At 41.4% G+C, this 21311-nt stretch carries 17 protein-coding genes; 13 read left to right on the top strand and 4 right to left on the bottom strand.

What is annotated here, in order from left to right; translation table 11 throughout:
- The 11 genes from HWQ38_RS35670 to HWQ38_RS35620 all read left to right on the top strand — a co-directional run.
- Nucleotides 1-2063 (top strand): KR domain-containing protein (locus tag HWQ38_RS35670; protein ID WP_292803742.1); only part of this gene is annotated, 2063 nt, incomplete at its 5' end.
- A gap of 277 nt (nt 2064-2340) precedes the next feature.
- Nucleotides 2341-6447, top strand: coding sequence for a non-ribosomal peptide synthetase (locus HWQ38_RS35665; protein ID WP_292803739.1), 4107 nt, complete (start codon nt 2341-2343; stop codon nt 6445-6447).
- 5 nt (nt 6448-6452) lie between these two features.
- Nucleotides 6453-7838, top strand: a complete 1386-nt coding sequence (locus HWQ38_RS35660; RefSeq protein WP_292803736.1) for a cytochrome P450 — start codon at nt 6453-6455, stop codon at nt 7836-7838.
- A gap of 9 nt (nt 7839-7847) precedes the next feature.
- Nucleotides 7848-9230 carry a cytochrome P450 gene (locus tag HWQ38_RS35655; RefSeq protein WP_292803733.1) on the top strand — a complete coding sequence of 461 codons (1383 nt, stop codon included), beginning with the start codon at nt 7848-7850 and terminating at the stop codon, nt 9228-9230.
- Between the two features lie 2 nt (nt 9231-9232).
- The gene (locus HWQ38_RS35650) at nt 9233-10264 is read left to right on the top strand and encodes a sucrase ferredoxin (RefSeq protein WP_292803731.1); all 1032 of its coding nucleotides are present in this window, start codon (nt 9233-9235) and stop codon (nt 10262-10264) included.
- Nucleotides 10265-10289: 25 nt separating this feature from the next.
- Entirely contained in the window at nt 10290-11663 is a 1374-nt protein-coding gene (locus tag HWQ38_RS35645; RefSeq protein ID WP_292803728.1) for an MATE family efflux transporter, read from the top strand.
- A 460-nt stretch (nt 11664-12123) separates the two neighbouring features.
- The gene (locus HWQ38_RS35640; protein WP_251959247.1) at nt 12124-12297 is read left to right on the top strand and encodes a hypothetical protein; all 174 of its coding nucleotides are present in this window, start codon (nt 12124-12126) and stop codon (nt 12295-12297) included.
- Nucleotides 12281-12526, top strand: a complete 246-nt coding sequence (locus tag HWQ38_RS35635; RefSeq protein WP_292803722.1) for a hypothetical protein — start codon at nt 12281-12283, stop codon at nt 12524-12526. Before HWQ38_RS35640 ends, HWQ38_RS35635 begins: the two co-directional genes overlap by 17 nt.
- Nucleotides 12486-13124 carry a transposase gene (locus tag HWQ38_RS35630; RefSeq protein ID WP_292803719.1) on the top strand — a complete coding sequence of 213 codons (639 nt, stop codon included), beginning with the start codon at nt 12486-12488 and terminating at the stop codon, nt 13122-13124. Before HWQ38_RS35635 ends, HWQ38_RS35630 begins: the two co-directional genes overlap by 41 nt.
- A gap of 500 nt (nt 13125-13624) precedes the next feature.
- Nucleotides 13625-13825, top strand: coding sequence for a hypothetical protein (locus tag HWQ38_RS35625; protein WP_292803716.1), 201 nt, complete (start codon nt 13625-13627; stop codon nt 13823-13825).
- Between the two features lie 413 nt (nt 13826-14238).
- Nucleotides 14239-14877 (top strand): histidine phosphatase family protein, encoded by a 639-nt coding sequence (locus HWQ38_RS35620; protein ID WP_292803713.1) that lies wholly within the window; start codon nt 14239-14241, stop codon nt 14875-14877.
- A 55-nt stretch (nt 14878-14932) separates the two neighbouring features.
- Here HWQ38_RS35620 and HWQ38_RS35615 read toward each other — a convergent pair whose 3' ends face one another.
- The 4 genes from HWQ38_RS35615 to HWQ38_RS35600 form a co-directional block, all read right to left on the bottom strand.
- Nucleotides 14933-15685, bottom strand: a complete 753-nt coding sequence (locus tag HWQ38_RS35615; protein ID WP_292803710.1) for a DUF1003 domain-containing protein — start codon at nt 15683-15685, stop codon at nt 14933-14935.
- A 367-nt stretch (nt 15686-16052) separates the two neighbouring features.
- Complete coding sequence (locus tag HWQ38_RS35610; protein ID WP_292803707.1) at nt 16053-16232, bottom strand: hypothetical protein; 180 nt, start codon at nt 16230-16232, stop codon at nt 16053-16055.
- A 112-nt stretch (nt 16233-16344) separates the two neighbouring features.
- Nucleotides 16345-17238, bottom strand: coding sequence for an alpha/beta fold hydrolase (locus HWQ38_RS35605; RefSeq protein WP_292803705.1), 894 nt, complete (start codon nt 17236-17238; stop codon nt 16345-16347).
- Between the two features lie 129 nt (nt 17239-17367).
- Nucleotides 17368-19008: a metallophosphoesterase family protein gene (locus tag HWQ38_RS35600; RefSeq protein WP_292803702.1), complete on the bottom strand. Its 1641-nt coding sequence runs from the start codon at nt 19006-19008 to the stop codon at nt 17368-17370.
- A 721-nt stretch (nt 19009-19729) separates the two neighbouring features.
- Between HWQ38_RS35600 and HWQ38_RS35595 the strand changes: the two genes are divergently transcribed.
- Complete coding sequence (locus HWQ38_RS35595) at nt 19730-20515, top strand: isochorismatase family cysteine hydrolase (RefSeq protein WP_292803699.1); 786 nt, start codon at nt 19730-19732, stop codon at nt 20513-20515.
- A gap of 253 nt (nt 20516-20768) precedes the next feature.
- Nucleotides 20769-21224: a cupin domain-containing protein gene (locus tag HWQ38_RS35590; protein ID WP_292803696.1), complete on the top strand. Its 456-nt coding sequence runs from the start codon at nt 20769-20771 to the stop codon at nt 21222-21224.
- The last annotated feature ends 87 nt before the right edge of the window (nt 21225-21311 follow it).

Genomic DNA, 21311 nt, shown 5'->3' with positions numbered 1-21311 from the left:
GTTATCGTCTACCTTTACCTACTTATCCCTTTGAACGTCAACGATATTGGATTGATGCAAAATCACCATCACTTTCTTCAAGTAGCAACTCTATAACTTTAGATAAAAAACAAGACATTGCTGACTGGTTTTATATTCCCTCCTGGAAACGTTCTTTGCTACCTCATTCAACCTCCCCATCTCGTGCAGAGTCTTTTGATAAGGAATGGCTACTATTTGTTGATGACTGTGGAGTAGGTGTCCAGTTAATTAACAGACTGGAACAGCATGACAAAAATGTAATTGTTGTAGAGAAGGGACAAGAGTTTCGCAAATTACGTGAGGGTGTATACACTATTAATCCGCAAAACCGCGATGACTATGATGTTTTATTTAAAGAACTGATTTTACTGGGTAGAATTCCCCAAAATATTGCTTATTTATGGACTCTGAATACTTTTGAAAATTGTCAACTAAGTAAATATCTAGAATTTCAAAGTTTGTTGTTTTTAACTCAAACTCTTGGTAAGGAGAAAATTAGCGTAGACGCCTTAGCGGCTTGCCAAAGGCATCGCTTGCAAATCTGGGTTATATCGAACCAAATCCAAGAAGTTAACGGTAACGAAACTCTCGACCCAGAGAAAGCAACGGTGTTAGGGTTATGTAAGGTTATTCCTCAAGAATATCCTAATATTAGTTGTCGGAATTTAGATTTTGTTTTAACGAACCGCAGAGGCGCAGAGAGAGGAGGAGGAGATTTTGATCGTCATATTGTAGACCAAATTATAAATGAGTTTATAGCTTTGTCCCCTGATTTGGTTGTTGCTTACCGCGATCGCTACCGTTGGATACAAACATTTGATTCAGTACACTTATCAGCAGTTGCAGACAAAAATATATTGAGAAAAGAAGGTGTTTACCTGTTTCCAGGTGGACTCGAAAGTTTTGCAATTGTGCTGGCTGGATATTTGGCAAAAACTCTCCAAACAAAACTTATATTCATTGAAGATTCTACTTTTCCTGAAAATGATGAATACTTGCAATGGCTTGAAACTCACGGTCAAAAAGATGAAGTAAGTCGAAAAATTCAAAAAGTATTAGCATTAGAAGAATTAGGTGGAGAAGTTTTAGTCATGCGTGCAGATCCAACTAACTATGAACAAATGCACCGGATTTTAACATCAGACAATATTGGTCAAATTCATGGAGTAATCTCTTCAGTTGGAATAACGCGCGAAAATATATTTTGCTCAATAGCAGAAATTCAGAAAACAGAGTTAGAAAAGTTACTTGACACTCAAGGTCATAAAATAACTGTTTTAGAAAAAGTATTACAGAATCAAAAGTTAGATTTTTGTATTATTCTTTCTTCTTTATCTTCCGTTCTTGGAGGATTCGGGTTAGGATTATATTCAGGAGTTAACCAACTAATAGATACTTTTACTCAAAGACATAACCAAACTAGCTATTTGCCCTGGAAAATCATCAATTGGGATAAATTGCAACTGAATGCAACCCAAGAAGAAAAAACACTCACACAAACATCTGGGGTAGAATTAGCCATCACCGAGACAGAAAGTATAGAAGTCTTTAAAAGGGTATTTTCTTTAGCAGAGGGAACTCAGGTTGTTGTTTCTACTTTAGATATTAAAGCCAGGTGCGAGTACGCTTCGCGTATACTTGGCGATCGCACATTTAACGGCGACTCGATCACAAACGCAAAATTTTCCAATCAATTAGACTCATCCTCACGCTATTCTAGACCTAACCTCAGTAATTCCTATGTTGCTCCGACTAACGAGTTAGAAAAACAAATTGTGGAAATTTGGCAAGAAGTTTTGGCGATTACAGAAGTTGGTATTTATGACAATTTCTATGAATTAGGAGGAGATTCCCTCATCGCTACCCAATTAGTTTCTCGATTACGAGCAAAGTTTCCTGTAGAGTTACCTCTACGCGACCTTTTACTGCAAGCGATGATCCCAGCAAAACAAGCAGAAATGATCGAGCAACTTCTCTTTGAGAAAATCGAAGAATTATCAGAAGATGAAGTGGCACTTCTTTTAGGTAATGATATTCCCTAATCAATTTTAATAATTCTCTGCTACTCGGCGTTACATTTCATTTCACAGAATTTGATATTAAACAGCATAACTCAATACAGTTCAATTAAGCATTTCTTCCTTCTCTTCCTTTGCGACGGCAGTCGCTACAACGGGGGGAACCCCCGCAACGCGCTGCCTCTTCTTTGCGTCCTTTGCGGTTCGTTAAAAAAAATTGACTTTGACAAAGAGTTAAGCCTTAACCCAAGCGTATTGCAGCATAACTATCAACTTAAAAAATATTAAACAACTCTTAAAAATGGATAAACAATACTCTAATTTATCACCCACAAAAAAAGCTCTCCTAGAGAAATGGAAGAAGGGAAAATTTCCAGGTGATACAATTCCTAGACATCAAACCTACCAGAGTATTCCCTTATCTTTCTCCCAACAAAGATTATGGTTTATTGACCAACTTTACCAAGGTAGTTCCTTCTATAACATTTCGAGTGCCTTTCATTTAAAGGGACTGCTTAATATAACAGCACTCCAGCAAAGTCTTAATGAAATCCTCAAGCGTCATGAAGTCTGGCGCACAAATTTTACAACTGTCAACGGACAACCAGTGCAGGAGATTGCACCGGAATTAAATTGGGACTTGCCAATTATTAACCTTGAGCATTTATCTGGCAAAGATTGGGAAGGAGAGGTTAAACAATTTGCAGCTATTGAGAGCAAGAAACCCTTCAATTTAGCTAAAGGATCTTTAGTCAGAGCAACTTTATTGCGCGTGGGTGAGGAAGAACACATTTTCCTTTTGACGATGCACCACATTATTACAGATGGATGGTCTGTTGGTGTGTTTCTGCAAGAGTTGGCAACGCTGTATGCAGCTTTTTCTACAAATCAGCCGTCTCCTTTACCTGAACTTCGGATTCAGTATGCAGATTTTGCAGTTTGGCAGCGCGATCGCTTACAAGGTGAATTACTGGAAACCCAATTCAATTACTGGAAGCAACTACTAAGCGGCGAATTACCTTTACTACAGTTGCCTACAGATCGTCCGCATCCTGCCGTGACTACTTTTACTGGTGCAAAGCAATACTTCACGTTTTCTAAAACCTTAACAGATGCGCTTAATCAAATCAGCCAGCGCGAAGATGTGACTTTATTTATGACTTTGGTGGCAGGATTTAATATATTACTATACTGCTATACAAATCAAAAAGACATTCTAGTTGGTTCTCCAATTGCTAATCGCAACCGAACTGAATTAGAAGGAATGCTGGGTTTATTTGTCAATACCTTAGTGTTGCGTAATAACCTTAGTGGTAATCCTACTTTCCGTGAATTCTTACATCGAGTCCGGGAGGTAACTCTTGATGCTTATGCACATCAAGATTTGCCTTTTGAGAAACTTGTAGAAGAATTGCAACCAGAGCGCGACTTAAGCCGGAATCCACTTTATGAAGTGATGTTTGTTCTGCAAAATACACCAATGTCTGTACAGGAGGTTTCTGGTTTAACCTTGCGTATCTTGCAGTTCGATAGCGGTACAGCACAGTTGGATATTTTCGTATCGATGTCCGAATCTCAACAGGGCTTAACAGGCTTTTTAGAGTATAATACGGACATTTTTGATTCAGTAACAATTACCGGATTTATCAGTCATTTCCAAACTTTATTAGAAAGCATTGTTGCAAATCCAGATCAGCGTATTTGCGAATTATCACCATTAACTGCTAAAGAGCGATCTCAACTATTATTTGAGTGGAATCAGACTCACACCGATTATCCTCAAAATGCCTCTCTCCATCAATTATTTGAGCAGCAAGTAAAGTTAATCCCTGATGAATTAGCATTAATTAGTCAATCAGAACAACTAACTTATCGGCAACTTAATCATCGGGTTAATCAGCTAGCCCATTATTTACAAAAACAGGGTATAACCCAAGAAACTATTGTTGCCATTTGTCTAGAACGTTCACCAGAAATGGTAGTGGCAATTCTAGCTATTCTCAAAGCTGGTGGTGCTTACATTCCCCTCGATCCAAGTTATCCAGTGGAACGCCTTGGTTTCATGCTTTTTGATTCTCAAGCATCGCTGTTAATCAGTCAACAAGAAATATTAGAAAGGCTACCTGCATCTTTAGTCAAAACTGTTTACCTAGACATCCACAAAGACGAAATTCTTCAAGAAAGCCAGGAAAACGCCGTTAATAGGTCGAAAGCTGATAATTTAGCTTATATTATCTATACTTCTGGTTCTACTGGCAATCCTAAAGGCATTCTCGCTACTCATCGCGGTACAGTCAATGGCTTACACTGGCTATGGAAAACTTATCCCTTCACCAAAGGGGAGATTTGTTGCCAGAAAACAGCTATTAGTTTTGTAGATTCAGTATGGGAGATTTTTGCACCATTACTTCAAGGAATTCCGACTGTAATTATTCCCGATGCAATTGTCAAAGACCCACAATTGTTTATAGAAACTTTAACAGATCACAAAGTTACGCGTGTAGTACTAGTACCCTCATTACTGCGCTTACTTCTAGATAACTACAGTCATCTGATTAAAATTTTATCGCATCTAAAACTTTGGATAACCAGTGGTGAAGCACTATCTGTTGATTTGGCTCAAACTTTCCGAAAACTGATACCATCTGCCAAATTAATCAATCTTTATGGCTCATCGGAAGTTTCTGCTAATGTCACTTACTACGACACCAGTTTCTTGCCAGAAAAATTAACTAGCGTTCCTATTGGTCGCCCGATTGATAATACTCAAGTTTATGTACTAGATAGTTATTTAAAACCAACTCCTGTAGGAGTTGTTGGTGAGCTTTATGTTGGTGGTGATGGATTGGCCAGGGGATATTTACATCGTCCTGAATTAACTCAAGAACGTTTTATTAATAATCCCTTTATCCCAGAAAGCAAACTTTACAAAACTGGCGACTTGGTACGTTACCTTAACGATCGCAATCTTGAGTATTTAGGTCGCCGTGATGACCAAGTAAAAATCCGTGGCTTTCGGGTGGAACTGGGGGAAATTGCCGCAGCGATCGCTCAACATCCAGATGTGCGAGAATGTGTTGTCATTGCCCACGATGATCCTCAACGCTCAAAGCGTCTGATTGCATATGTAGTAACTCCCCTGCAAGAGATAGGGCTAGAGTTATTGCCCTACTTACAACAAAAGCTGCCGAATTATATGATCCCGGCTGCTTTCGTAGTATTGGATGCAATACCCCTGACACCCAATGGCAAAGTGGATAAGCGATCGCTTCCAACCACTGAGGTTATCCGAGCCAACACCATTCTATCTTTCGTTGCTCCCCGGAATTTTATAGAATTGGCTTTGGTGAAGATTTGGGAAAATCTCCTGAATAATCACCCGATTGGGGTTACAGATAACTTTTTTGACATCGGTGGTCACTCGTTTTTAGCTGTTCGCTTAATGGCACAAATTTATGACCGATTTGGGCATAATCTTCCCCTATCTACTCTTTTTGAAAAACCGACAATTGAAAAACTAGCAACTATTGTTAGTGAGCCGTCCCGTGAGAAATCGAACTCTCCTCTAGTCGCAATTCAGGCTGACGGTTCCAGAACACCTTTCTTTTGTATGCATGGTGCTGGTGGAGGAATTCGTAATTACTTCAACTTGTCTCGAAGATTGGGTGAAGACTATCCCTTTTATGCTTTAGAACATATCCCTCATGAAGAAGAACCCGAAATCATTTCAGTGGAGGAAACAGCCGCTCGCTATCTCCAAGAAATTCGTCAGGTACAACCGAATGGGCCTTATTTTTTGGGCGGTCATTGTTACGGTGGTGTTATTGCCTTTGAAATGGCGCAACAATTGCAAAGGCAAGGTGAAACTGTAGGTTTGTTAGTTGTGATCGATGCCATATTGCCAGAAATCACCATCAAACCAGGAGAAGACGACGATGCCAAATTCTTACTCCGTATGGCTGAATCGATAAAAACTAGCAATAATATAGACTTTTCTCTTCCTTTTGAGGAACTGCAAAATTTACCAGTAGATGAGCAATTTCATTTGGTGAATAAAAAAGCAAATTTCATTTTTAGCGACACAGAGATTCAGGATTTTCTCAGTTATTACAAACTTTTTAAAGTTCACGTCCAAGCCATGCGAGATTATGTCCCGCAGATTTATCCTCACTCCATGACTCTCTTACGAGCTACTGAGGAAATTATTCATGATTTTGAAAGTCCAGAATTCCATACTGATGATCCTTTCTTAGGTTGGGGCAAATGTTGCAGCCAACCTATTCAGGTTATTGAAGTTTCAGGAGATCATTTCTCGATGTTAGTTGAACCTCATATTCAGGCATTAACCAGACAGTTGAGAATTTGTATTGATCATGCTCACTTTTGTATAGAAAACGCGAGTAAATAAGACTAATGAAACTACCAGCAGGGCCGAAAACTCCCAATTGGCTGCTGAATCAGCAATTCCAAGCTGACCCCTTTGGCTATATGGATGCAATTTGTCAACGTTATGGTGACACAATCACCATCATGTCTGGTTCTACACCAACGGTACACGTTAGCAATCCTTTGGGGATAAAGCAGATTTTTACTAATACCAAAGAAATTACAGCTAGGGGTGCGTTGAACCGAAGTTTTGCTTTTATGACCGGAAACCAAGGAGTACTTCAACTTGATGGCTCACGTCACAAAGATCGGCGGAAACTTTTAATGTCTGCCTTTCATGGTGTGCGGATGCAAGCTTGCGGGCGACGTATTTGCCAACTCACAGAAAAAATCATCAGTCAACAGGTGGTTGGTAAACCTTTTATTGCTTACCCGATCATTGAAAATATTACCCTGCGGGTGGGTGTAGAGGTCGTCTTGGGCTTACGCGAGGGAGAGCGCTACGATAAAATTAACCATCTATTTGCGACTGTAAATAAACAATCGCAATCTCGTCTTTTTAAACTTGTCACAAAATTACCCTTTGGGCAAAAGGATTTAGGTCGGTGGAGTCCGTGGGGATACCGTCTGCATCTGCGAGAGGAAATTTTCCAATTACTCTATGCCGAAGTCCAAGAACGTCGCCAACAACCAGATGCTTCAGGTAACGATATCCTCTCGGATCTGATCTTTGCTCATGATGAATCAGGTGAATTATTAAGTGATGAAGAAGTGCGCGATCTACTACTATCGCCCATATTTGCAGCTCAGGATGCTTCAGCAACTGCGATCGCTTGGGCAATGTACTGGATTCACCGTTTAAGAGTAGTTCGCGATCGCCTCCTTGAGGAACTTGATACCCTTGGTGAAGATCCAGACCCGATGAGTATTGTGGCATTGCCCTACCTCAGTGCTGTTTGTAATGAGGCTTTGCGAATTTACCCAACCCAGTTATTTACATTTCCCCGGTTGGTAGAGTCACCAATTGAGGTAATGGGCCATGAATTGAGTCCGGGTACAGTACTCATTGGTAATATTTATTTGACGCATCAGCGGGAAGATTTATATCCACAACCAAAGCAATTTCAGCCAGAGCGTTTTCTCGAAAAACAATTTTCTCCCTATGAATTTCTACCCTTTGGCGGCGGTGCGCGTAATTGTATTGGTGGGGCTTTTGCTTTGTTTGAAATGAAACTTGTACTGGCGACAATTCTTTCACGCTATCAATTAGCGCTGGTTGACAAGCGACCAGAAAAACCAGAATTTGGGGGTCTGATTTGTTACCCAGCTAGTGGCGTGAAAATGTTCATGCATGGTCGTCGTCAGCATCAAGGACAGTCGCAGCCATCGGTTGTTAGTTTAATAAACAATTAAAAAATACTAATGAAATTACCTGAAGGACCAAAAACTTCCCCCCGGTGGTTGAGTCGTCAATTTAAGACTAATCCCCTCGGATTAATGGATGCTATGGGCGATCGCTATGGTGATATTTTCACTGTTATGGCTGGTTCTACACCAATAGTTTATGTCAGCAACCCACAGGGGATAAAGCAGATTTTTACTAGTGCCAAAGAAATTACAGCTTCTGGTAAGTTGAACCAAGGTGGCGCTCTCCTCGTGGGAAACAACGGATTACTTATGCTTGATGGCTTGCGCCATAAACATCGGCGTCAATTATTGATGCCTCCCCTGCACGGAACTAGGGTACAAGCATACGGGCAGCGTATCTGTCAAGTTACAGATAAAGTCATGAACGATCTGGCCATCGGCAAACCTTTGTTCGCTTATCCGACTGTGCAAAAAATTACCCTTGAGGTAATATTACAAGCTTTGTTTGGTTTGGATGAGGGAGAGCGTTACGAACAATTTAGGCAACTCCTTTCTAATTTATTAAGTTTCGCCCGTTCTCGCTGGCTGAAATTAGCCCTGTCATATCCCTTCCTCCGACAGGATTTAGGTCGGTGGAGTCCGTGGGGATATTGGCTTGACCTGCAACGGCAATTTGACAAACTCCTCTACACTGAAATTGCCGAACGGCGATCGCAACCTGACCCTTCGCGCACCGATGTACTATCTGAACTAATACTTGCTCACGATGAAACCGGTCAAGCAATGACTGATCAGGATATACGCGATATGTTCCCATCATTGTTATTCGGTGGTCAAGATGCATCAGCTACTGCCATAACTTGGTCATTGTACTGGATTCATCGTTTACCTACTGTTCGCGATCGATTACTTCAAGAACTCGATACGCTAGGTGAATCCCCAGATCCGATGAAGATTGTTGCACTACCCTACCTCAGTGCTGTCTGTAATGAAGCACTACGAATTTATCCGACTCAGGTAGTCACATTTCCCCGATTAGTAGAATCACCAATTCAGGTGATGGACTACGAATTGAGTCCAGGGACAGTAGTCATCGGCTGTATTTATCTGACGCATCAGCGTCAGGACTTATATCCCCAACCGAAGCAATTCCAGCCAGAACGCTTTCTGGAGCGACAATACTCTCACTATGAATTTTTACCATTTGGTGGTGGCGCTCGTCGCTGTCCAGGCGAGGTATTAGCGCTTTTTGAAATGAAGCTAGTTTTAGCAACAATTCTCTCACACTACCAACTAGCCCTAGCGCATCCAGAAAAAGTAGAAAAACCCCAGGCTAGAGGTGTTAATTATCCTCCGGCTAGTGGCTTGAAAATGTTAATGCTCAGTCGGCGTGCATCTCAAGAGCGATCGCCACAGTTGGTTAATAATTTTACTTAAATATGCAAACCCAACAAACCGATCAACTTCCCTTAACAGATTGTCGTTTTTGCTCACTGGTTTCTCAAGCTAACGGAGAAGATCCAATTGGTACAGCAGGGACTTGCGACCATTGGTTAATTATGGAAGTTCCACAACCTTGGCCGGAAAACATCTTTGAGGAACATCCGAGAATAAAGCCACTGTTGGGTCTGTTCCAAGAGTTAGTGGTCAAACATGGAGTCAAGCTGCGACCAATGTTAATTGCTCCCGATCGCGAGTACTCCCACCCTGGCTTCACCCGCTTACTCTACTACTATCGTTCTACGGAGATGTTTTCTCAGTTTGAAAAACAAGAGTTTCTTGTCCCAGAGGAGGAAACAACTGCTTTGGTAACGGCAATACTGAAGCAGTTGATGCAACAGCCTAACGATTTATCAAAGTTTCAGCAGTATCAGCAACAAACCAATCACATCCGAGAACTCATGGTTTGCACCCATGCTCAAGTTGACCTTGCTTGTGGCAGATTTGGCACTCCTATGTATCGGCGATTACGCAAGGAATATGCTCCTGCTTCCAATGGAAAGTTAAGAGTGTGGCAAACAACCCATTTTGGCGGTCATCAGTTTGCTCCGACTCTAGTTGATTTACCCCAAGGATGCTTATGGGGACATTTAGTGCCAGAAGTACTGGATTTACTGGTACTGCGGGATGGTTCAGTCTCTGACCTGCGTCAGTTCTACCGAGGATGGGCGGGTTTAACTAAGTTTGAGCAAATTGCTGAACGCGAAATTTGGATGCAGTTGGGTTGGACTTGGCTCGATTATTTGAAAGCTGGTGAAGTGCTGGCAAAAGAGGAAGTTCATCAAGAGGATGATCCTAACTGGGCTGATGTACGCATTCATTTTGCCGCGACCGATGGCAGCATATCAGGTACTTATGAAGCCAGAGTTGAAGTCAATGGTGAGGTCATGAGTACATTGAACTCAGGGAAAGAAATGGAGTTAGAAGCGGTGAAGCAATATCGCCTTAGCCGTTTAGTGAAGGTTGATTAAACAGCAACAATTTGAAAACTTTAAAATGACTGCACAAAAACAATCTCAACTCACAAATGAGATCCTCCAAGGCAATCTCATTAAACTGATGTTCAAGTTATCATTTCCTGGTATTTTCGGAATGCTACTACTAGGCTTGAACACTTTTACCGATGTTTTATTTGCAGGGCAATTTATTGGTGAAACTGCCGTTGCCGGGATCTCGCTTGCATTACCCCTCACAAATATATTAATTGGATTTGCTTTATTAGTTGGGGTAGGTTCTGCTTCTGTTCTCAGCCGAGCTATTGGTTCTGGAGATATCAAAACCCAGTCCAAAATCTTTGGTAATTTAATCGTAATGAGTGTGATTATCTGTTTTTTTGTCACAACTATTAGCTACACATTTGGTGAAGAATTCATTAGATTCATGGGAGGAAATGGTGAAGTTGCCTCTGCGGGGTCAAAATATTTTAAGACTTATATGCTTGGTTCAGGATTTTTTATCCTAGCGGTAGCTTCTAGTCAGATTATCAAATCAGAAGGCAGAATCAGACTAGCTACCATCTTTTCAGGCATTTTTGTGATCGTTAATATTACCCTAGATATCATATTTGTCAGTGTCTTTCGCTGGGGTATTCAGGGATTAGCCCTTGCTAGTGTTGTTGCAATGGTTATTTATAGTATTATAAATTTAACTTATTTTCTTTTTGGTAAAAGTTCTATCCCAGTTGATCCCAAAAAGTTTGTTCTGGCAATAGATTTACTGCCTGCTATTTTATCAGTGGGAATACCAGCGCTACTTACTCAAGTTATGGGTTTAGTTGATAGTTTTGTGGTTTTGAAATCAATTTCTCATTACGGAACACATAATGATATAGCCTTTTACGGAGCAACACTGAGATTAACTTCATTGGCACACGTTCCTTTAAATGGTTTTACGCAAGCCTTACAACCTGTGATTGGTATAAATTATGGATCTCAAAATTATGATCGACTCAAAAAAGCTTATTTAACTTTTGCTATTGGTGGAACTACGTTATTAACATTACTTTGGATACCTCTACAATTATCCCCAAAAACATTTCTAGTTTGGCTGTTGCCAGACGTTACTTTTAATGACAATGATTTCCTAAATTTTCGTATTCTTAGTTTACTAATACTAGTCATACCCCTTACTGCTTTTGGAGCAACCCTATTTCAATCCATAGGAAAAGGTAAAATAGTTACAATTATAATTCTTTTAAATAGTATATTTATATTCATTCCTATAGTGCTAGTTTTATCACAAATAATAGGTATTACGGGTATATACTGGGGAATTTTGATAACAAATATTGTAGTTCTTTTAATTGCAGTAATATTGACATTTTTTGAATTTAAGCATTTAACCAAAATGCGAATAAAAAAATACCAATAATAAAATTATTCTAGAACGACACTACAAAAAATCTTCTTTTATAGCAGTCGCCATCTCACTGGACTTTAGACTAAAGGTGAGCGATCGGTAAGTGAGAGGGTGGGCAAAAAATAAAGGGATGCCTGTAATCACAAGCACCCCAGTAACTGGAGTTTAGACTAAAAGCGATATGAGAGAACGCAAACCAAATGGAATTAGAGGTTAAAAATATTATCTTGTCAGCCTCAAAGCATCCGCGACCTGGAACAATTATTGTGTAGTATACTTGTCGAGAAAATATTACAAGAATGATAATCATGAAAATGGTGGTAGAGAAACGAGCGTCGCTCGTTTCTCTACCACCCACCGTTATTCGATTATCATTATCAGATAATGAGCAAGAAAAAAGGGGTGTCTGATTGAATACAGTCCCCATGAAGGTAGAAGGTGAGAAAAGAACTACCATTACTCACCTACCAACATGAAAAATGCCAGACTTGAAGAGTTTCGTCAAGTAGCCTACAAATATTTAGGTAGAGCCAAAGACGCGACCTTTGAATTAACAGATGCCATATTACTGACTCGCAATGTTTATTCCTTAGCAGACTTATCCTTATCACCAGTATTTAGACGCTCTTTTGCCAAGCATCTATGAAGCCTTACAAGATAGCAGACCACAGCGACGGAAACTGATGCAGTTATACATCAAACAGATGCCAGCAGAGGGACGACCGTTGTTAGCAGGAGATCATACAAACTGGTCACGCCCAGATGCAGTAACGTTGCAAGAGCGAACCTATGAGCATAGTGGCACATCTATAGCGGGAAATAAACCGATTACCATTGGTCAAGGATATAGCAAGCACAATTGCCTGGCTACCTGAAAAATCAGGCAGTTGGGCATTACCTTTGAGACATGAACGGATCACAAGTGGGGAAAGTCCCATCTCAAAAGCGATTTGGCAACTAAAACAGGTGTGTAAATATTTACCTAGTAGACCGATTTCAGTTTGGGATAGTGAATATGGATGCGCCCCTTTCGTCTTAAAAACTGCCAGTATTCCCGCAGATATTCTCGTTCGGTTGCGCTCAAATCTGTATTTATGGGGTGAACCAGGAGCTTATTCAGGGATTGGCCGTCCCAAGAAGCATGGTGATAAATTTAAGCTCAATGAACCAATGACATGGAGTGAAGCCACATCTGTGTTGGAAATGAATGACCCAAAATTAGGGCGTGTGCGTGTTAGCTTGTGGAAAGATTTACACTTCCGTCAGGCTGCTACACGTCCAATGTTACTCATCAGGGTTGAACGTCTCGACGCACAAGGCAATGAACGAGTATCCAAACCTCTGTGGTTAGCTTGGGTAGGAGAAGAAATGCCACCACTAGAGGAAGTTTGGTGTCTTTACTTGCGTCGCTTTACCATTGACCATTGGTATCGCTTTTTAATCTTCGTCTACATTGGACAGTGCCACAGTTGAGTACTCCAATAGCATTGTGAAAGATGGAGTGACCTCATGCCTCTGATGACTTGGGAATTGTGGTTAGCCCGTGATATTGTAACTGACAATCCTATCCTCTACCTTGGCAGAAGTCTCAGGGTAATTTCACCCGCTCGTTGAGTTGCTCAAGCTATGGGTGGAGTTTTCGCGGCCATTGGTACTCCAGCCCTTCCACCCAAACCTCGCGGAAAGTCCCCAGGTTGGGAAGCAGGAAAAAAGCGTCACCGTAAAAACCGATGTCCGATTGTTAAAAAAACCGTAACCAGACCACGTAAAGAGCCATCAGTTGCGGTTTAATACTAAAGATTATTCATAATTTTGCTAAGTCTCTGATTACTCAGCCCTGCTGGGTCGTTTTGCATAGCTTAGTCTAAACTCCAGTTGTAAAGCTTGTGACATAGCTTCGCTTAGGGCGCAGCCTCAGAGGAAAAGCGGATGTCTCTCTGGTTTGGCTCAAAGATCAAAGCAAGATTAGCGATGTGACTCTATATCTGTGCGGTTTGAAAAATCTCCCTCTCTGTACAGGTACTTCATCAGGCTCTACGACTTCAGCACCTACCTGTAATCCTGGCATTGTCGAAGTTTACTCTGGGGCTTTAGCCTATCAGCTTGGTCTGGCTCCCAGCCCTAACCCGGGCAACCGCACGCCTGATGTGTTCGTCCAAACAGGCTCAGGGTAAGACCTACGGCGGTAAACTACGCTCTTAACTGACTTTCCCCTAGAACTAGCTGCGATCGCTATCCTTCATCTTCACAAAAATATTCTTGTTAACAGGTTTATTGTGCGGGAGTCTGCAATCAAATACTGAACCATTTGAACTGAAGTTGGAGAATCTTGCATCTGGGTATAAAATTGCTCAGAAAGTTCTCAATCAGTTCAGTTTAGCTGTTTGGGGAATTCGCCAACAGTATCCGCATCCCAGCTCAAACTAGAGTACTAGCTCTTACCGCTACTTTTGTCAACGAAATCAAAAGTTTGTGGTTGATCGACTTTTTTGGTTGATTACTTTGTCCTGGTGTCACAGACTCGATTGCGAGATTGATGGTATTTTATTTTTACACAAACTCCTTGATCACAATTGCGATACTAACTATGACACTGAATTTATATTTACTGCGACATGGAGAAACTACTTTTAGTCAAAGTGGTAATTTCTGCGGTGAAACTGATGCCCAGTTGACAACAGAGGGGATGCAGATGGCATCCGGTTTTGCCGATGTTTATCAAAGGTTGTTGTGGTCGGCTGTTTATGTTAGCCCGATGAAGCGCACAATTGCAACTGCCAAGCCATTTTGTGATGCTATCGGTATGGATATGCAGTTGCGTGACGGACTTAAAGAAGGTAGTTATGGCTCTTGGGAAACTTTGAGTAAATCGTTTGTCCAAGAGAATTACGCAGAAAATTATGTAAAATGGTTGACAGAACCCGCTTGGAATGCACCACTAGGTGGAGAGACTGCGGTAGATATTGCTAACCGTTCTATGCCTGTAATTGCTGAAATTCAAGAAAAACATCCCCAAGGTAATGTTTTAGTAGTTTCTCATAAAGCCACGATTCGGATTATGCTTTGCAGTTTACTGGGGATTGATTTAGGACGCTATCGCTATCGGGTAAATATTTTGGTCGCGTCGGTAAGTATGGTTAAATTTGACGTTAATGGCCCCTTGTTAGAAATATTAGGCGATCGCCATCATATACCCGATCATATTCGCTCTCGTCCGGGAACATAGATGTAATCAAAAAGTTGCTCATTTTAGTACTTGTTGTAATACTAAGCTTATTTTGTTACTCCTGAGTTGATATTTCTTGCTGCGATAAATTTGCTAACTCCGATTCTAAGGTTTCTTCCAATAAGTCTACAATTGCATGTGCATCAGTAGGGGACTTCATTATTTCGGCCTCCGGATCAAAGCGATTTTTGACATTAGGAATATCGTGGCGTAATTCCTCAACCAAACTGATGAGTTTAGCTATTTTTTGCTCAGAGAGCAGGTTGAGTTGAAGACTGAGCTGCGCCCGTTGTTCTGCTAACTTTTCTTGTCGCTCTTGTTTAATCAACACCCCTGCTGTCACCAATAATGAACCCACAGTCAGTGAAAATTGTAACCAAGGAAATGGAAAAGGATCAAATCTTGGTACGCCTAAACGTCGTGGTAAGAAATTGGGTGTTACCCAGAGAATAATCCCAAGCAGAATACTATACAAGAATACAGGACGACCAAAAAAGACGGTTATCGTTTCTACAAAGCGCTGGTGTTGTGAGACATTTTTTTCAGAACGTCTATGCAATGCGATGATAGTCTCGATATTTTGACTAATAGATTCTGGTAATGGGGCAGTGGGCAGAATCTTTTGATGAGGTATTTGACCCGATACTTGCGGTGAGGCAGTCGGAGTCTTCTCTGCGAGACGCTCCGCGTTCGCGTAGCGTTCCGTTCGCGCAGCGTCCCGTAGGGAAGGAAAGGCGGCTCCCGTCGAGTCCGAACTGCCGAACCCGGAGGGTGAATCACTTGGATTTGGTTGATTGTTGGTTTGCATTGGTAGTCTAGCGTTATGAATGATTCCTTCCAACTGACTAACTTCAATTTTGACTGCAAAGCGATACTTGAAGGCAGAAAAAATGTATGAAAGTATCCACAGATAGATTCTCTTAGATTGCTATTGCTACTTTGGCGATTGCATTTGATTTTGCCATTAGTAGGAGCGATGCCTACGGTTTTTGCTAGCCCCTTCAGTTATGAAAGAAGCTGAGGCGATGCCCTTCTCTACGAGACGCTCCGCGTAGCTTGCTTCCACGAAGTGGTACGGCGCAGGTGTTACCCTGAGCCCTTCGACAAGCTCAGGGTAACACCTACGGCGGTAAACTACGCTGTTTGGCAATTTTTCCTCGCTTGATTTTCTTTGGTTAGCTATGATACTTGCTTGATGGGGGTGCAATGGCGTACCCGCCCGCAGGGAAAGCGATCGCTTCCGATGTTTGCGGGGTAGTTCTGGGACAAGGGGGGCGATCGACTTTATCCAAAATTAAGACTTGCATCTGTTTATAGAGCAAAAACCCTAGCTTTTTGGCAAAAACTTTTTCCATGTAACTGATTTACGGTTAAATCCAAAAAGTAAAGCTACCGTCCTACAAAGGTTTCAGCGTCAGCTTCAGCGTTGCCAAAAAATGGATAAAGTCGAGCTTAGGGACGAAATTATCACCTTTGCGCCAGCCAATCGACAATCTGAGCATTAACGACATCTGGAACTTCATCGTGGGGACAATGACCGGCATTAGGAATGGGAACAATTTTGATTTCTTTGCCATTCTCACGCGCCTCTTCGTAAATTTTGGCCCCAGTAATTGGTGTCCAGGGATCGTCAGCACCCCAAATCACTAATAAAGGACGTTCTACTTTGGGCAATAATTCCTCTGGACTTGGGCCAGGAGGGGCTGTGAGAATGGAGGCGAAAACTTGTTGCGCTCCTGGATCGCAAGAGGGAGTATAAAGTAAATCGACTAATTCATCAGTGACGGCTTCCCGATCGCGGTAAACTTGATAGAGGGTACGGCGAATTTGGGCTTTTTGGCGGATGCGATTATAGACAAATTTACCTGTAATTGGCGATCGCACAAACCTGTTAAAAGCTGCCATCACAATCCGTAATGGTGGGTTCAATTCGTGTGAACGATGACTCAAACCACCCGCAGAGTTAATTAAAATACCACCAGCAGCAATTTCGGGATGTTCTACCAGTACTATCAAGCTCAAAAGTGCGCCAATGGAGTTGCCAATAAATACAGCAGGTTCGTATATGTGTGCTGTGCAGAAATCTTTCAGCAGTTCCACCCAAACTTCCACAGTGTAATCAATCGGCGCTTTATCAGAACCACCAAAACCTAAAAGGTCTATGGCAAATACTTGGTAGCCAGCATTAGCTAAAACTGGGATATTTTTGCGCCAGTGTCCAATGGAAGCACCAAAGCCGTGAACCAGTACCAGAGGGCGTCCTGTACCCATGACAGTATACTGAATTTTGTAGCCCTGCCAATTCCAAAAGAATTTTTCAAAGGCATCTTGGGTTGCAAGCTCTTGTCTAGTTACAGTCATTAATAAGATTTATAAAGTCTTTCTTCAGTATAGTAATCTTTTTCCTCGTTCCCATACAGAGTATGGGAATACATTCATTGAGTCTCTGACTCCATTCTGACTCAATATTAACGCCGTTCTACTTATTCCCTATTTCAACTTAAATTCATCAAACTTCAATACTTCCGAATCAGGCTTGCGGGTATCAAAGCGATAACTACTTATTGTAGCTGTCCCCGTATCAAAGATACTGAAAACCGTAATATCATTACTCGCAATATAAGGCATCGGCTTGCCATCTTCACCCAGCAAGGGAGCAATTGTTGGTACTATCGGTTCTAAACCATTGGGATCACCAAGCTTAACATAATTTTCTTGATATCCAATTGGCACTTCTCGCTTTCTGTCACCCCAAGCCGCGCCGTAAGTATTGCCCACATTAGATGTTTCCAGAAAGTGCATTCCACTGGAACTAATAAAGCGGTTCCACAAATGGGAATGTCCATAGAATACCAATTGCACATTAGCCGCTTCTAGTAAAGGGACAACATCGCGGATAATATAATCTGCGTCTTTGGGGTACTCGTAACGCACTGCTTTGATATTATCGTTATCTCGTTCAATTATTTGTACTGGTTCTGTATAAGCCGGAACTATATTATCACCCAGAGTATGGGGCGGATGATGGAACATTACAACTTTGTATTTTGCTTGTTTAAACTCAGGGCTGTTGAGTTCTGCCTCTAACCAATTATACTGCTTGCTGCCTTTAGCAATTGGCTCATAAATCAACTGTCCATAACCCCAATATTCAGGATTATTTAAATCCTTTTCTGCTTCTTGATATCTACCTTTACGCTTTCGATCTAAGCTGGGAGTGCGCCATGTATTCGTAGCGTACAGTACCACCAAACGCACATCGCCAAAACTAACTGCATAATACCTTTTTCCCCCATCTTTACTTTTTGGTAAAGAGAAAATCTCTTCGTAGGTATTAGTATTAAAAGAATTATCTATTAAAGATTTGTCCGAGTAGATTTTTTGAGCAACAACACGGGGAATTGTATCATCAAATTCACCATTTAAACTTTCCGTCCTGGCAAAGCGCCCCATCACCTCATGATTGCCAATGGAAGTAAACATGGGTGCATATTGAATTATTTGGCCACCAGTATAGGTTGTCTTAATACCGTCGTGCGTCATGTCATATTTAGCACGACCTTGTAAACCGGGAAACAACGCACCACCACTATGATCATCAAACCATTCTGAGGCGCGATCGCTAACATTGACCAAATCACCAGCAAACCACACTCCATCGACTCGTCCAACCGTTTCTACCACCTTTTGCAGATTTGCAGATGTCATCGGCTTTAATTGATGGTCAGAGGTGAGTAAAATTTTTAATGGTGTATCCGGTTTTGGAGTAGCTGCGAGGCTAAAAACATCACTGCTAACACTTTCGCCGTCTTCTCGCACACTCGTAACACGATAGTTTACCCGCAAACCAGGAGTTAACCCAGTTACCTCAGCTTCATGTCGCCAAATATCACGCTGGACGGGTTTTTGATAAACTTGGCCGTCTTTGGTTTGGTTTGCAACTCTTGAGTGTTGGTCTTCACGCGTGCGACTGAGTTTGATAATATTTGCCTTAGCAGTTTGTTTGAGATTTTCCCCGTAGGTTACTGTATGATTAACACCAAGAAACTCAGTAAACCAAACTACTCGTACTGAGGTTTCAGTTGGCAGTTGCAAAAATGGGTCAGTGAGTAGTTGGGGTGCTGATGTCATAATTGTTTGCCCAAATGAACGCACACTTACCAGAGTAAAGCATATAACAAGCACAAGCATAGCCACTGAGGATATTTTACGGCTACTTAAGCGTCTGAGCATGAGTAATACCTTTTCACTTTAATAATCATACAAATACGTTGGTAGGGGCACAGAAAAAGCTCATACTTGTCAACTTAACGTAAAAGCCATGTCCCACAAGGAACTGAAGTTCCTTGCTAATAGCGAAAGTCATCTCAAGATGACTAAATAATCTGAAAAATCTTTAGTCTACTTGAGTAGACTTTAGCTAAAAGCCAAAGAACTTTAGTTCCAGGCGGGCATGGAAGCCAACAAATAAGCGATTTTTCGCTTAAGTTGACACCAATGAGCTTTTTCTGTGCACCTACGAGAAATCTATATGTATCAGGGTTTGTGTGAAATGGTATAACATAGCAAATTTTGTCGGGTGTCCGGTCTCTGGTTTACCTCACCCTCAATCCCTCTCCTGATAAAGGAGAGGGATTGAGAGACAGGATAAAGTTTCCATTTTATTTAATCTACGTTGCTAAGGAACCGCAGCATGAGTATATTCAAGGCGACCGCATCTGTTGCCAAGGGGCTTCCGTGCCGTTGGAGGTTCTTTTTGGGAAATCTACCATATTTAACCTTGATTAAGTAATTGTATTTTCAACTGAATTTCAAGTTACAAAAGAGAAAATGGTGTTGGGTATTGCAATTTATGAATCAGCCTTTTCGGACATTGGGAGTTGCGCCAAATGCGTGGACAGTGAATCATGCGATCGCAGATATTACTCGTCTTCAAAAGACGCCACAACCGGTTATTTTATCAACTGAAACTAAAACCCTGCGCCTAGACTTGGCAAAAACTGCTATCCTCGTCATTGATATGCAAAACGACTTCTGTCACCCTGATGGCTGGTTAGCGCATATCGGTGTAGATGTAACTCCGGCGCGTCAGCCCATTGAACCTTTGAACAACTTACTTCCAGAACTACGTGAAACTGGTGTTCCAGTCATTTGGGTAAATTGGGGAAATCGTCCCGACTTACTCAATATTAGTGCTGGTTCGCGTCACGTATATAATCCTACAGGGGAGGGTGTGGGATTGGGCGATCCCCTGCCAAGCAATGGTGCTAGAGTACTCATGGCAGGTAGTTGGGCCGCAGCAGTAGTAGACGAACTAGAACAGATTCCCGAAGATATTCGTGTGGACAAATACCGCATGAGTGGGTTTTGGGATACGCCATTAGATACTATCTTGCGGAATCTGGGAAGGACAACATTATTTTTTGCTGGTGTTAATGCTGATCAATGTGTGCTAACTACATTATGTGATGCCAACTTCTTAGGATATGACTGCGTTTTAGTTAAAGACTGTACCGCTACCACTTCTCCTGAATATTGTTGGCTGGCGACATTGTATAATGTCAAACAATGCTTCGGTTTTGTCACTGACTCGCAAGCAATTTTAACAGCACTGCAAAAGAGTGAGGAGCAATACTAAATTGTTAAAAATTTAATTAAAACTATCTAAACTTCACAAAATTAAGCTTTCTTTAGTTGTAGATTATAATTAATGCCGAAAACCAAGGCTTAATTATCTGGTTTGTAAACCACAGTTGATTCAAAAAGTTCTGTATAGCAGTGAGGAATATTTAGGAATTAGTGATTCTGTAATTCAAAGATACAACTCAATACTCAGAACTTAGATTTTAGGAATTTTCATACTTATCAATCACTTCAGAAGGGATAAATAAATGTACACTTCTCGTTGTGTAATTCCGGTGATCAAATCTCTCAAAGATTACCAGGTATATCGCATCAGTCCCAACGACTCTAATCGATTAGCAATTATCTTCGATTCGACAAATGCTAATATTTCCTTGACTTGCTGCATAGAAATTTTTGATGTTGGGGGACAAACACCGCCACATCGCCATCAGGGGGCGGTGGAAATGTTTTTCATTCTCAAAGGGGAAGCGATCGCTATGTGTGACGGCAAGAGTGCCGTGATCAAAGCTGGAGATAGTTTATTGGTGCCTCACACTGGGACTCATTTGATTAAAAATACTGGTTCTACTCGTTTATACACGTTGACTGTTATGGTTCCTAATGAAGACTTTTCAGAATTAATTCGCAGTGGTATTCCGGCGGAGTTAGATGCAGAAGATATGGCAGTACTGGGAAGATTAAATGCTTTGATGCCCTGTTAAAATAATTCTGAATTCGTAATGAATTAGTATACTAGCCCTAGCGAATAGAATTCACGGCTATACAGACTTGTGTTGAGCGCAGTCGAA

This window comes from Nostoc sp. NMS7 (genome assembly GCF_017115085.1).
Classification (GTDB): Bacteria; Cyanobacteriota; Cyanobacteriia; order Cyanobacteriales; family Nostocaceae; genus Nostoc.
Note: the sequence above shows the minus strand (reverse complement) of the source record. Positions and strands in the feature narration are given on the sequence as shown.